Source organism: Flavobacterium sp., from assembly GCF_050696275.1.
Taxonomy (GTDB): domain Bacteria; phylum Bacteroidota; class Bacteroidia; order Flavobacteriales; family Flavobacteriaceae; genus Flavobacterium.
Genome location: NZ_JBOGUT010000016.1, coordinates 1 through 11,987, shown reverse-complemented (window position 1 = coordinate 11,987; position 11,987 = coordinate 1). Strand labels below are relative to the sequence as shown.

Here is an 11,987-nt window from a genome sequence, read left to right as displayed (position 1 = left end):
TTTTTATTGTTTGATGTAATAGTTGGTAACTTGGCTACCAGTCGGTATTATCACTGGTGTGGGGCTTCCAGAAGTCAATGTTGAATATTTTGTAATCCATAAACTTCCTCCGGATTTCTTCAGGTAGTATTTTGTTTCGGTACCGCTTCGTATTAATACCAGCTGGCCGCTGGCAATACTTGCACTACTGTAAGTATAGGACTGGTCCGAGCATCCGGAAACATCGGAAAAGCCTCTGTTTTCCACAACACTTGCGCTAAACACAAACTTACCATATTGCAAATCACATGCTGTGGCCGTATTGGTAGAGCTGCCAGAATTTGTTTTTGCATTAAGTTTCCAGGTGCCGGCTAATTGATCTATGTTAGTTATGGTTTCGTATTCGGTTTCTGAACTTGGATTATCGTCTTTAGAACACGAGGCAAAAAGTGATATCGCCGCTAAAAGTAAAAACAATTTTTTCATACAAAAGGGTTTAAGGTTGAACCAAATGTAATAAAAAAACTACTCTTCCGAGTAGTTTTGTGTTAAATTACGATTTTAGTTGATCTCACTGAATTTCAAAATCTTCTTTTCTTTCAAAAGAATATGGTGCTTTTTCAAAGATTTCCTATAGGCATCAATGCTGACATATTCTGTAGGATAATTCATTTTATAAGCTTTTTCAGTGTCCCAATTGGCCATGATTAAAGCTGAAATAAGCAATCTCCTTTCGTTTAAAATCAGATTTAATTCCGGTTTGCCTCTAAGGTATTCTTGTTTTTGATATCCTTTATATTTAGCCATTTTTGGTCATATTTTTGATTGGGGAATATTTCGATCAACATTTCTTTCTTGCATTTCCCAATTATAATCCAACAGATAGTTATGGCTATTCCCAACTAAATTATATTTATCAGTAGAAAATGAAATTTTTATAAACGCTCTCATTCCGGCTTCAGTAACATCAGCCACCCTATGAACATTATATTGATTTAGTCTAATAAGGGTATTTTCAGGATAAATAAAATTATTCTCTGGATTTGCCTGAATTTCCATTTCTTTAATGGAAATGGAATCATTTTGTGTTAAAATAAATTCAGAAAAATTAAAAACAGTCGGGTTCTTGTCGCTCCAAATGTAATTGATGTCATTTGTCATGAAACCATCACAATGCCAACCTGGTCTATTAAATGGTTCTTTTACAGGTTGAAACAGATGTTTTACAGATAAATAAACATAAGTGTTTATGTATTGCTCTATTCCATATATTTTAATGAAATCATCAATAGCAGCCAATATAATTTCATTAAAAACAGAAATTCTATCTTCATAAAGAGGTGTTGAATACCTTTTCATTTTTATCGGCATATCCTGGTAAAACATCATTTCTGTTGGCTGTACTTGATAAGTCCCTATCGGCTTTGGCAATTGCCCGTATCTGTTTTTCATGATTATTCTACTTTAAATTTTACTTCTTCTCCATGATGGTATAAATGTCCTCTGTGCTCACATACACCTCTGCCGCTTTTTGATTCGTATGATTCACATTGTGATTTTTTACATCTACTTCTTTCTACACATTCTCCATCTGCTGTACACCAAATATGATCAGAAGTATTATTATCAGGAACAGCTTCTATTAATGTTATTTCTGTTAATTCTTCAAGTTTAGCATCATGAATAAAAAAATCTAATTCTTGACACATAGTATCATCTATGCTTTTAAAATATAGTTTTGACTTTTCCATGTTATTTAATTTCTTTGTTGAAATACACCAGGTAGTAATACATTTGTTTTTCCTCGTCCCAACCTTTTTCAATGAATTTTTCGGCGCTTTCCGGGTTGACAAAATCCATTTTTATTTGAATATTGGTATCAAGGTTAATGACGTTTTTGAAAGCCTTCCTCATGTCGTTCACTGCAGTATTGGAAATAGGGAAGGTGGTTAAATCTTCAATACTGTATTTCTCACCTTTGTCTACTTTGTAGCTTTTGAACTCAGAAATCAGATCCGGATTATCGATTACCTCATTCAAGAAATTACTTTCTTCAAACTGATCGTTTTTGGCGAAGTGGTTCACGGCCCGGTTCATAAACATTACTTCCTCTTTTTTGTCTTCGGCCGGCAACACTACTTCCTTGGCAAAGTCCTGGCAGAACTTCAAGTATTTTTTAGTCATGAAGTTTTCGTCCTGAAATGCATCAACAGAAAGGAAGTGCTCCAACCAATAGCGCGCATCGTAGCGGTTGCTGTCAATTGTAAGTATCTTGTAACCTTCTTCTTTTTTGTAATTGAAGATTATACAACCTTTATCAAGCTTATCAAGTGAAATACCTTGCTTCAAAATCATTTCAAGGTTGTTGTCGTGTTCATCAATCTCTAAGAAATCACTTTTGATTTCACTTTTAAAAATTCCGATACCATCAACTACATTGTTGTCGATTGATAGGTTTCTTAAATAAACCATGTAAACTTCACCGTTTTTAATATGCGGGTGGTTTGATTGTTGAAATAGGTGACCTGTAATAAGTCTAGAAATTGCATGAGCTTTCTCTGGATTATCGAAAATATCAGTTGCCCATCTGAACATATCATTATACTCTAAATCTACTTCGTGGGCGAATTGGAAGTAATTTTCTTCTTTATCACGAAATGGTTTAAAGAAAAATTCTTTAATAAGTGGTAGAATTTCATCGTTTAAGCGATATGGTTCATCGCTTAAAACCATATTCTCGTTTCTGGATTTGTTGCCAATTTTGTGAAGTGACAATGTTTCGATGGTAGTATTATATAAATTTATCATATTCGTTTAAAATTTGACTTTCCCAGTCGGTTACTATTGTTTTGAATTTTGCCAGTTTCTAAAATCAGCATCATAAACAGATGTTAATTTTTCTTCTATTGAAATTTTTTCATCTGGATTGTGGCATTCTATAATTCTTCTGGTTCTTTGACCTGAAACCATATAAAACCCAAAATCAGTAAGCTCTTTTTCTGAGTATTTTTTTTCAGCAACATAATCGTCTGATAATACAACCCAATCATTGGATAGCATATCTGTTTGGGAAGCCAGCCAGCCTGGTTGCATTTCCTGTGCAGCGGTGAACATCGTAATACTCGAATTGAATACTACATCTTTCTTCAACGTTGTTAAATGATCTTTTACACTGTCAGGAAGTGATTTAAAATTTGGGATGAAATTTTTGGCAACAGTATTTCCTACTTGCATAAATAAATACATTGCTTTGCCGTTCCAGCCTTCTCTTGCTACTTTATGTCCTTTTTTTAAGGCCTCAATAGCTTGTCCAAAATTTAAGTTATTGTTCATAATAAAAAACGATTAACCTTATAGCATCGTGAGGTTCAAAAATGTGTTTGAATTAAATTTGCGGTTTGAATTTGACTACTGTTTTCGCCGGAATTTCAATCGGTTGACCGGTTTGTGGATTTCTTCCAGTTCTGGCTTTTCGAGTTACTGTATTAAAGGTTCCAAACCCAGCGAACACCGCACGGCCATCTTCCTTAACTCCTTTTTCAATTGCAGCAAAAGTGGCATCGATGATTTCTTTTGCTTGTACCTTTGACACGTTTGTGTTTTCGGAAACTCTACTGATTAAATCTGATTTATTCATAATTGATATTAGCGATTCCCTTTACTTCGCGAGGTTCTGATTATTTTTGAATTTTTTGATGCTCCGATTCGAAGGCGCATAGTTTTTGTATTTTCATTAAACCATTGGCAGAATCGTATACTAAATAATCTCCGATTTGAAGTATGTCTCCACTAATGACGTGAATCAAGTGAGAATAAATGGGAGATTGTTTTAATTGTCCTTTTGAAAAAAGTATAACTTCATCCGCATTTTTTCCAGTGTATTGTATAGCTTCCACCATTATATTTTTAGAATACAGTGCCATAGTTTTATTTTTTAGAGTAGAAAGCAACCAACACCACTCGGCGGCCGTGATCAATGTTTTTTGGCCATTTGGAATGGAAAGTATTACTGTTGTATGTCAATAGCCGGTTTGGTTTTGATTTTACATAGCCGGTTTGTTCCCATAAATCAAGATTATTGGCATCTTCGGTAAGCATTCTGTCAAATTCTTCATTTGTAACATCTTCTGGTAATTCCAGCCCATGAAGAGGGTGTTTCCAAAAAGAGGTCCCGTTTTCAGTAACGCCTTGTGTGTTGTTGATGTATAATACTTTGGCAACAGCACATTTTTTATGGATAACATCATCATCGACAGTAGTGGTGATAATACCGTCAGCATGAATGTTTAAATCATTATCAAAACCATCGTAAGCTTCCCGAATGAAACTTAATATCAATTCGTGACCTTCTTCATGGATACACTCAACTATTTCTTGTGGTGTTTCTAAAACAGAGAAAAATTTATCACCAGCCTGGACAATCCTAAAATCGTTTTTATTGCAGTAGTACTGCAGGCCTTTAAAAAATTCCTCTGGTAAAAAATCATCTTCTATTCTCATAACTGACTATTTAGTTTTTTTGCTGCACTCGCAGAATTCGCAAGTACCGTTACATTCCTTTTTTTCCATTATTTCCTAAAACTTTTTCCTTTAAACTCTATGATGTTGAACATTTTGAAAAGACGATCGTAAATATGCCCGCCGTATTTTTCTCCAAATTCAAGTAGTGCTTTGCTTAAATCATTTGGATGATTTTCTGGATAGTTACACGTTGCGAAGGTTATTTTGTTGCCATCATGTCTTTTCTCAAGTATTGCTTGCATGATATTTATCAAACCATAGTTGCTAGCGATTTTCTCTTTTTTTAAATCATCAAAAGAATATCGGAAGCCGCTGTATTTCTCGAAAAATAATTTCTTAGCTTCCGGATTGGACAGCCCTTCGTATTCTGAAATCAGGTTATGGCAATTTGCTATTGAAAAACGGATTCTTTTCCATTCGTGGGCATTATCCCATTTTTTATCAATTGCTATTTTGAAGTTATGATTGATGAAAATTTCGAAGCATTTCATTGTTGTTGACTTTCCGTTTCCGTAATTACCAACAATCAAAAGGCCTTTATCAAAACTTGGAACCACAGCCACACCATCGATGTTTTTTATCAGGGTTGAACAGTTGAAAAAATCAGGGTCTTTAGCGAAGTATTTTACAACAGCTTCAATATTTTTTAGTGATTCCGGGGTTTCTATGTACTGATATCCGTTCAATTCAAAGAAAACCTGTTTAAAAGCCACGTAAAGTGTTTTTTTATTGATTTCAACACCTTTGGTCGTTTCATATACTTTCGGTTCGTTAGACCTCACGGATTTTAAATACTCGGCCTGTCTGATTATGGCTGCTTCATCAGTTATTGCTTTGTCTTTTTCAAATTCGGTAATTTGATTTTCTTCTTCTTTAGTTAGAAACAGGTGATTTCTTAAATCATTAGTTTCATTATGAAGATCAAACCGTTTTTGTTTTTCTTTCAAGGAAATGTATTTGTGAATTCCAATTCCCCCGGTATTTACAAGAAGTTTATCCTTTACGGTTATAAAATCAATATCCTCTTTGGAAAGATGGCTGTATTTCTCTTTTAACTGTTCTGGTGTCAAGTTTGCAAATTCCTGTTGTTTGACTTGTTTTGCCATAATTACCTGTTTGTTGTGAATGTTTGATCTTTATCAGACGTTTTTTGCACTTTTTTAATTTCCTGGGGCAACCATCTTGAAAAATGGGAAGCATAGTCTTGTTTGGAAAATTTAGTATCTAATTCTGAAATTAATTTCTTATTGAATTCAGAAATCCATGTTGGAACATCTTCAATGGAAATTTTGTTTTGCATAGCAATAGTTTCTATCCAGCTCTGACTTAATAAAACTTCTTTCCCATAAATTTCGTTTTTTGAAATTTTTTGATTTTCCGCTTTAATATCTATATCTATACTTTTATCTATATCTACATCTTTATCTATATATAGGTTAAGCAAATGCTTAACCATTTGCTTTAACAAATGCTTGTTTTTTAATTTTTCAATTTCTTCAGATGAAATATTATATAGATAGTTTTTAAGTTTTTCAATAATAGAATCGTCAATAAAATCAAAGGTTTTAGCCATTTTTATTATCACTCCAATATTTCCGGATTGCGATCTTTTTTCTTTAAAGTCATTTCTGCTTTTCAAGACAGAATTCATGACATCATTCACAAGCCCCACCTCGGTTTGCTTAAACTTTTGCTTAAGCACTTGGTTAAGCATTTGCTTAAACTCTTGGTATTCACTTGGTCGAACTCTGCATATTCCATAAATGGTATCTTCGTCTTCCGGAATGGTACCATGATCGTATTGATAAAGCAATAAATCAAAATACCATGCCCTCCATGATGCTTTTAAATCATTTGTTGAGGCAATCCATTTATCAATATAAATTAATACTGCAGGATCTTTGCTCATAGTTTTTTGGTTTAGAATGGTAAATCGTCGTGTTCTTCTTCGTTAAAATTTGTGGCCGGAGCAAATGTTTCGGCCGGAGGAACAGCTGGTGTTGATGCAGCAGTTTGTTGGCTACGTTGATTCATGTTTTCAATTTTCCAACCTTGAATAGAGTTGAAATATTTTGTTTCTCCTTGAGGATTCACCCATTCCCGGCCTCTTAAATTGATGTGTACTTTTACATTCCAGCCTATTTCATATTGATTTAGTAAATCACATTTGTCCTGGTGAAATTCTATTAGGATCTGCTGAGGGTATTGCTCGTCAGTTGTTACAATTAATTCCCGTTTTTTGAAGTTAGCTGATACTTGTTGCTCCTGTAATATATCTTTGATTTTTCCTGAAACTTCCATTTTATGTGTAAATTATGGTTTGTAATAAGCTTGAAATCTGACTAATTCTTGATAATCCGGAGATTTTATAAGACCATCGCCCATACCGGCTAAACTTTCAGCTCCTGGTTCGTCTAAAACAACACGGCTGTCAATTTCTTTTGGTACACGGAAGCAAATCTGGACAGGAAAGTTTGCTTTTGCATCGCCAGTTATAATCTTTGCAGAGGCTCTTTGTGTGGCTGCACAAATTCTATAGTTTACAGAACGCCCCTTTTGAAGAAGGATACGAAGATTTTCTTCAAGTGATTTTAATTGTCCTACAAGAACCCTTTCAACTTTTGCTTGTGGTTCAGCACCAGCTAAAATAGCTGCCGTAGACAATTTGTAATATCCAACTTCTTTGTTTTCATAAAGATCCAGCTCTTTTCCTGAACGGGCCTGAGCCTGAGCATCGGCAAACTCGTCGAAAATGATAGTTTTAAATGGGTGTTTTCCACCTTTCTTAACACGCTCATTCATTTCTTCTACAGCGGAAATCATAAATTCTTCAATTTCCAAAATGTCGCTTATGACTTTTACACCTGAAATATTCATCTGGGTAAATTCATATTTTGGATCTAGGATGATTATATCCTTTATTTTTGCCAGTTTCATGTATTCAACCATAGAAAGTAGTTCAACTGATTTTCCTGAACCAGTAGAGCCGCAAACCAAGGCATGTGGAGAAGAGTGATTTTCAAGATCCCAATAGATGATATTATCGAAGTTGTCCTTACCAATTGGAATTTTATACCCAACCAAGTCTTTTTTATTGAAAAGCAAATCCTTTTCCCTTTTTTTAGATACTTCAATAGCTAAATAAGCTCGGCCTTCCCATACTTTCAATGTTTGGGATATACGGACTGTATTTACATTAAGAGCGTTGGCTAAATCAAGTTTATGGCCCTGAATAGATGAAATTTTCGTGCCGGCATCAATTGAAAGTAAATAGGTATCGGATGAATAACCGTTAAATTTTTTGGCAACTTTTACAATGGTACCAAAACCACGTAATACATGCTCTATTTTTTCTTCTTGTGTCATGTCTTTATTGGAATAATCGTACTGTATAAATTCAGCAGCTTTTTTACGAAATTGTTTAATGACGTTAGGATTAATGGTTTTAATACCTGTGTCTTTTATTTTTTTCAGTCTTTTGGAAATCAGTTCTTTTTTTGATGGATCTACATCGAAGTCTTCAATTTCTGATAACAGGGTTTTGTTCCAGAACTCATAGATTTCAGCCAGGTCAATCAGGTTATCACTATCGTTGATTATGTAAATGTAATCGGGATCATTAACCGCATAAATCAATCCACGAACACTTTCGTATAGCATTGCTTCAAAATATCTTCTTTCGTTGATGTCACTAACGGGAATAATAAATTTGACTAACTGCGGGGATTTATCCCGGTTTTGAGAGTATTTGTTTTCAACAAACCAAACTTCATCTATTTTAATGCCGGTAGCTGATTCATATCCTATTGCGTAGGTGATGGCTTGTTTACCTGCAGCTAGTTTTATATCTGCTTCATTGGTATAGGTTCCTTTGGATTTATGGTCAATTACAACTACTTTTCCTGATTTTAATCTGGCAACAACATCTGTACGAAAACTCATAGGTAAAGGAATGTCTACCCCATTAAGTGTAATAAATTGGTTTTTACCAAAATATTCAACATCTAATATTTCTTCGATATCATCTGTATAAACAGAAATATCTTTGAGGAAATTTATTAATAGGTCAGATACCGTTGAAGTTGCTTTTGTAACACAATCGGCTATCGATGGAGTTGTCTTTTGGAGTTTCCAATCCCGGGCATCTACATCTTCGATATAGTCAAAAGCAATTTGTTCAAGAGTTACTAAATCCGGAAGTACTTCATTCTGCTTCATCATAGCAAAATACATTTCTAAGGCTTTATGATATGCTTGACCTGCTATTGTAGTTGCAGAGGATTTGGCCCGGTAACCATAGATGTATTGCATTTCATACGCCTTTGGATTGCGGGCAAAAGCTGACGCAGAAGAGTAGGACCAATTGCTTACAAGAAATTGAGATAGATGGTTCTCTAATTGATCGTTTGAATATGTTTTATAGATACTCATGGCTATACCATTTTTTCTTTAGCATTGAATAAATCACCGCTTGGTGGATTAGACAACTCTCTTTTCTTATTGTCTAAGGCTATCGCTAAATCAAAGTCGTCAGATGGAATTTCTTTAGCTAAGAGACTTAGTTCGGGAAGGGTTTTACAAGCGGAAATCCTAACATACATATCTTGTTCGTTTTCTGGTGAAGTTTCTCCGGAAGGCGGTTCTTGGTTTTTAGTATCTTCTTTTTTGGCTGCCGCTTCTTTTTTTTCTTTCATGGCTAGTTTTTTATCATCAACTTTCTCTTCTTTGGTTTGTTCCTGGTTATCTGCATATTCAGTTTCTATGCAAATCGTTTCAGGATCATCAAGGAAGGAATCAGATTTAATTACTGCCTGGTCAACCAAAACTGCTCTTTGAAGTTCGATTGATAAAGGTCCATTTTTAGATAAATTCAATTTTGTAACGGTTTTTAGTGCCATCATTGGAAATTTGTCTTTCCAAAGACCTTTGCCGTCTTTTTTGAAGGTTTGAGAATATTCTTTTGCGTGAGCTAACATTTCATCACTTGTCATGTAAAATGAATGTTCAAATCCATTAGTAAGTTGGAAGTAACTTACATATCCTATTATTTCTTTTGAAAGTCTTTCAGCGGGATTTTGTATAAATTCAAAAACCATTTCTCCTGTCAGCCTATTGAAGTGTTTTAGTTCTCCTTCTCTTACATCGGTTGAGTTTATTAAGGAATATTGTCCAGAACGTTGAGCAAGTTGAACAAAACCTTTGTATCCCATTTGAAATTGAGCAACTTGTCTTTTTTTCCAAGCACCATTTTCTAAATAACTTTCATTGTAAGGAACAATATAAGCGAAGCCAAGATTTGGATTTATTGGAAGGTCTAAAGAAGCAGCTATTAATGCGGCGGTATAAATACTATTTTGGTCAGCATTTTTTAATAGGTTATTGGAATTAACAACAGTTAAAACTGAAGAAATGAAACCGACTCCTTTTTGTCCTAATATTTCGGTGAACTTATTTTTTATTGAATCCGAATTTAGGAAAGTGGATAGTGATTTTACGCCGGTGGGAGCTGTGCTTCGTTGCTGGTTTATTTCTGCCATGATTGGATGATTTTTAAGGTTGCTTGCTGGATTGTTTCTTCAAGATGGAATTTGACAATTGATTTATTATTTTTCATACAATCATCATTGCAGTACCAGAAAATCTTATTTACTGTATCTATGAAAAGATTGTTTGTATCGCCGCAAGGTTCTTGTTCGATGAAGCCTTGGCGGATCAGCTCAGCAGTTATTTCTTTAACTTCTGAAGTGTTGGTAGTAGTGAAGAATTTACTCATTGTTTAGGTATTTTTGAAGATTAGAGTGACTTATTAGAAATGATTTTCCTGTTTTTGAAGCAACGAGAAATCCTTTCTTTATGTGGCTGTATAGCGTTAATCGTCCTTTTTTAGTTTTTGCAACAACTTCCTTGATTGTATATTGCTTCTCATTTCCATCAGAATCGAAACCAATTGCGGTTTCTTCTTTTTTGGAAATAAGATCTACAACACATTTTGCAATAGATTTTATTGTTTCCGGAGATAGTTCAACTTGAAGTGTATCTGCCATTTTATATGATATTTAGGTTTAATTCAATTTTTTGTATAAAAAAGTCTAATTGTGGTATTTGCAGATTATAGGCCAAGACAGCAATCTCAACCAATCTTTCGTAGGAGTTACTTTTTTTCAAATACTCAGAAATAAGTTTTTCCCCAACTTTTTCCTTTGTGAGGTCGTTGGACAGTTGAGTATTGGATAGTTTGTGTATTAAATTTTTCCCAGCCATAATACAGTTGTTAGATTTTGTATATATTTGTATTGTAAGTATATGCTAATGAATAGCAATATTAATTACAAAAACTTACAAAAACAAACATAATATAACAAAACGCATGGAATCTATTATAATTTATAATAGTTCTAAATAATTTTTATGGAGAATATATTGGACACAGTTGGCAAAAGATTGAATTATGCCAAAAAACAAGCAGGAATAACTTATACAGAATTAGCCAAGTTGATAGGAGAAGGTGCAACTGGTGCAGCATTAAATACAGCGTTTACCAGGAATACTACAAAAGATGTATACATAAATTTGATTTGTGAAAAATTAGGATTAGATAGGGACTGGGTTCTTTCGGGAGAGGGGAAGTTTAAGTTTACCAAGAAGAACTCTGGTTATAGTAAGGAAGTAGTGCAGGTTCCTTTTGGGGAATTTATGGAGGCCAAATATTTACCGGTTGCGGCCCAGGCAGGATATCTTAGCAGTCTTGAAGGAGTAAATGGTATTGATCTTCAAACAATATTGGTTCCGAAGGAATTCGAAAAAGGAAATTTTACAGTAGTGGAGATTACCGGAACAAGTATGGATGATGGGACCAACCGGTCGATATGTGATGGTGATAAGTTATTGGTTAAGGAATGGGAATCCAATTCCAAATTACCTTATCTTCAATATTTATTTGTAATAGTTTCCCGGGAAGGATTAGTGTGTAAGCAAATAATAAAAGAGGATTCTCAAAACAGGATTCTTTCCTGCAGATCGTTCAACTCGGCATATAGGGATTATGATATCAGCATGGATGATGTGCTGCAATTGTTTATTGTAAAGAAGATTGTGGAGCGTAGAATAAAGTTCTAAACAGGTTGTGCGGAATGTTGTGCGCCAGGTTAGTATAAACCTCCAAAATTACTTATTAATAAAGGAGGTTATAAAATTTTAAAGTGACCACGGTGGGATTTGAACCCACACGCCCTTTCGAGCACCACCCCCTCAAGATGGCAAGTCTACCGTTTCTCCACGTGGCCGTAAATGAAAAAAGTCAAACATTGCTGTTCGACTTTTCTGTGACCTGGCTGGGGCTCGAACCCAGGACCCCATCATTAAAAGTGATGTGCTCTACCAACTGAGCTACCAAGTCGTGCTTTCAGGAAATAAATTGTAGTCTTTTTTTGTGACCTGGCTGGGGCTCGAACCCAGGACCCCATCATTAAAAGTGATGTGCTCTACCA

At 34.6% G+C, this 11,987-nt stretch carries 17 protein-coding genes and 2 tRNA genes; 1 reads left to right on the top strand and 18 read right to left on the bottom strand.

Going from position 1 to position 11,987, the window contains the following annotated elements; genetic code table 11:
• Nucleotides 1-3: 3 nt before the first annotated feature.
• The 16 genes from ACRDEC_RS09465 to ACRDEC_RS09390 form a co-directional block, all read right to left on the bottom strand.
• On the bottom strand, nt 4-465 hold the full coding sequence (locus tag ACRDEC_RS09465; protein ID WP_431498095.1) for a hypothetical protein: 462 nt from the start codon (nt 463-465) through the stop codon (nt 4-6).
• Nucleotides 466-540: 75 nt separating this feature from the next.
• Complete coding sequence (locus ACRDEC_RS09460) at nt 541-786, bottom strand: hypothetical protein (protein WP_431498094.1); 246 nt, start codon at nt 784-786, stop codon at nt 541-543.
• A 6-nt stretch (nt 787-792) separates the two neighbouring features.
• Complete coding sequence (locus ACRDEC_RS09455; protein WP_431498093.1) at nt 793-1,431, bottom strand: hypothetical protein; 639 nt, start codon at nt 1,429-1,431, stop codon at nt 793-795.
• 2 nt (nt 1,432-1,433) lie between these two features.
• Complete coding sequence (locus tag ACRDEC_RS09450) at nt 1,434-1,730, bottom strand: hypothetical protein (RefSeq protein WP_431498092.1); 297 nt, start codon at nt 1,728-1,730, stop codon at nt 1,434-1,436.
• A 1-nt stretch (nt 1,731) separates the two neighbouring features.
• Entirely contained in the window at nt 1,732-2,787 is a 1,056-nt protein-coding gene (locus ACRDEC_RS09445) for a nucleoid-associated protein (RefSeq protein WP_431498091.1), read from the bottom strand.
• Between the two features lie 33 nt (nt 2,788-2,820).
• Entirely contained in the window at nt 2,821-3,312 is a 492-nt protein-coding gene (locus tag ACRDEC_RS09440) for a DUF2829 domain-containing protein (RefSeq protein WP_431498090.1), read from the bottom strand.
• A 52-nt stretch (nt 3,313-3,364) separates the two neighbouring features.
• Entirely contained in the window at nt 3,365-3,616 is a 252-nt protein-coding gene (locus ACRDEC_RS09435) for an HU family DNA-binding protein (RefSeq protein ID WP_431498089.1), read from the bottom strand.
• A 40-nt stretch (nt 3,617-3,656) separates the two neighbouring features.
• Nucleotides 3,657-3,902, bottom strand: a complete 246-nt coding sequence (locus tag ACRDEC_RS09430; protein WP_431498088.1) for a hypothetical protein — start codon at nt 3,900-3,902, stop codon at nt 3,657-3,659.
• 4 nt (nt 3,903-3,906) lie between these two features.
• Nucleotides 3,907-4,479, bottom strand: coding sequence for a DUF6445 family protein (locus tag ACRDEC_RS09425; RefSeq protein WP_431498087.1), 573 nt, complete (start codon nt 4,477-4,479; stop codon nt 3,907-3,909).
• 68 nt (nt 4,480-4,547) lie between these two features.
• On the bottom strand, nt 4,548-5,606 hold the full coding sequence (locus tag ACRDEC_RS09420) for a hypothetical protein (protein ID WP_431498086.1): 1,059 nt from the start codon (nt 5,604-5,606) through the stop codon (nt 4,548-4,550).
• A 2-nt stretch (nt 5,607-5,608) separates the two neighbouring features.
• The gene (locus tag ACRDEC_RS09415) at nt 5,609-6,409 is read right to left on the bottom strand and encodes a DUF1376 domain-containing protein (protein WP_431498085.1); all 801 of its coding nucleotides are present in this window, start codon (nt 6,407-6,409) and stop codon (nt 5,609-5,611) included.
• A gap of 11 nt (nt 6,410-6,420) precedes the next feature.
• Entirely contained in the window at nt 6,421-6,801 is a 381-nt protein-coding gene (locus ACRDEC_RS09410; protein ID WP_431498084.1) for a DUF3127 domain-containing protein, read from the bottom strand.
• A 12-nt stretch (nt 6,802-6,813) separates the two neighbouring features.
• The gene (locus ACRDEC_RS09405; RefSeq protein WP_431498083.1) at nt 6,814-8,931 is read right to left on the bottom strand and encodes a DNA translocase FtsK; all 2,118 of its coding nucleotides are present in this window, start codon (nt 8,929-8,931) and stop codon (nt 6,814-6,816) included.
• 2 nt (nt 8,932-8,933) lie between these two features.
• Entirely contained in the window at nt 8,934-10,037 is a 1,104-nt protein-coding gene (locus ACRDEC_RS09400; RefSeq protein ID WP_431498082.1) for a recombinase RecT, read from the bottom strand.
• Nucleotides 10,025-10,273 carry a hypothetical protein gene (locus ACRDEC_RS09395; protein ID WP_431498081.1) on the bottom strand — a complete coding sequence of 83 codons (249 nt, stop codon included), beginning with the start codon at nt 10,271-10,273 and terminating at the stop codon, nt 10,025-10,027. The genes ACRDEC_RS09400 and ACRDEC_RS09395 overlap by 13 nt, the downstream gene beginning before the upstream one ends.
• Complete coding sequence (locus ACRDEC_RS09390; protein WP_431498080.1) at nt 10,266-10,544, bottom strand: helix-turn-helix domain-containing protein; 279 nt, start codon at nt 10,542-10,544, stop codon at nt 10,266-10,268. Before ACRDEC_RS09390 ends, ACRDEC_RS09395 begins: the two co-directional genes overlap by 8 nt.
• Nucleotides 10,545-10,908: 364 nt before the next feature.
• On the opposite strand from ACRDEC_RS09390, the gene ACRDEC_RS09385 reads away from it, so the two are divergent.
• Nucleotides 10,909-11,616 (top strand): S24 family peptidase, encoded by a 708-nt coding sequence (locus ACRDEC_RS09385; protein WP_431498079.1) that lies wholly within the window; start codon nt 10,909-10,911, stop codon nt 11,614-11,616.
• Nucleotides 11,617-11,700: 84 nt separating this feature from the next.
• On the opposite strand, the gene ACRDEC_RS09380 is transcribed toward ACRDEC_RS09385, so the two are convergent.
• Both ACRDEC_RS09380 and ACRDEC_RS09375 read right to left on the bottom strand, forming a co-directional pair.
• Nucleotides 11,701-11,783, bottom strand: a tRNA-Leu gene (locus ACRDEC_RS09380).
• Between the two features lie 40 nt (nt 11,784-11,823).
• Nucleotides 11,824-11,896: transfer RNA gene (locus ACRDEC_RS09375), tRNA-Lys, on the bottom strand.
• Nucleotides 11,897-11,987 lie beyond the last annotated feature (91 nt).

What these genes read in the sequence shown, in the direction of transcription:
- ACRDEC_RS09465 (WP_431498095.1), bottom strand. Translation starts at nt 465, where the DNA reads ATGAAAAAATTGTTTTTACTTTTAGCGGCGATATCACTTTTTGCCTCG.
- ACRDEC_RS09460 (WP_431498094.1), bottom strand. Translation starts at nt 786, where the DNA reads ATGGCTAAATATAAAGGATATCAAAAACAAGAATACCTTAGAGGCAAA.
- ACRDEC_RS09455 (WP_431498093.1), bottom strand. Translation starts at nt 1,431, where the DNA reads ATGAAAAACAGATACGGGCAATTGCCAAAGCCGATAGGGACTTATCAA.
- ACRDEC_RS09450 (WP_431498092.1), bottom strand. Translation starts at nt 1,730, where the DNA reads ATGGAAAAGTCAAAACTATATTTTAAAAGCATAGATGATACTATGTGT.
- ACRDEC_RS09445 (WP_431498091.1), bottom strand. Translation starts at nt 2,787, where the DNA reads ATGATAAATTTATATAATACTACCATCGAAACATTGTCACTTCACAAA.
- ACRDEC_RS09440 (WP_431498090.1), bottom strand. Translation starts at nt 3,312, where the DNA reads ATGAACAATAACTTAAATTTTGGACAAGCTATTGAGGCCTTAAAAAAA.
- ACRDEC_RS09435 (WP_431498089.1), bottom strand. Translation starts at nt 3,616, where the DNA reads ATGAATAAATCAGATTTAATCAGTAGAGTTTCCGAAAACACAAACGTG.
- ACRDEC_RS09430 (WP_431498088.1), bottom strand. Translation starts at nt 3,902, where the DNA reads ATGGCACTGTATTCTAAAAATATAATGGTGGAAGCTATACAATACACT.
- ACRDEC_RS09425 (WP_431498087.1), bottom strand. Translation starts at nt 4,479, where the DNA reads ATGAGAATAGAAGATGATTTTTTACCAGAGGAATTTTTTAAAGGCCTG.
- ACRDEC_RS09420 (WP_431498086.1), bottom strand. Translation starts at nt 5,606, where the DNA reads ATGGCAAAACAAGTCAAACAACAGGAATTTGCAAACTTGACACCAGAA.
- ACRDEC_RS09415 (WP_431498085.1), bottom strand. Translation starts at nt 6,409, where the DNA reads ATGAGCAAAGATCCTGCAGTATTAATTTATATTGATAAATGGATTGCC.
- ACRDEC_RS09410 (WP_431498084.1), bottom strand. Translation starts at nt 6,801, where the DNA reads ATGGAAGTTTCAGGAAAAATCAAAGATATATTACAGGAGCAACAAGTA.
- ACRDEC_RS09405 (WP_431498083.1), bottom strand. Translation starts at nt 8,931, where the DNA reads ATGAGTATCTATAAAACATATTCAAACGATCAATTAGAGAACCATCTA.
- ACRDEC_RS09400 (WP_431498082.1), bottom strand. Translation starts at nt 10,037, where the DNA reads ATGGCAGAAATAAACCAGCAACGAAGCACAGCTCCCACCGGCGTAAAA.
- ACRDEC_RS09395 (WP_431498081.1), bottom strand. Translation starts at nt 10,273, where the DNA reads ATGAGTAAATTCTTCACTACTACCAACACTTCAGAAGTTAAAGAAATA.
- ACRDEC_RS09390 (WP_431498080.1), bottom strand. Translation starts at nt 10,544, where the DNA reads ATGGCAGATACACTTCAAGTTGAACTATCTCCGGAAACAATAAAATCT.
- ACRDEC_RS09385 (WP_431498079.1), top strand. Translation starts at nt 10,909, where the DNA reads ATGGAGAATATATTGGACACAGTTGGCAAAAGATTGAATTATGCCAAA.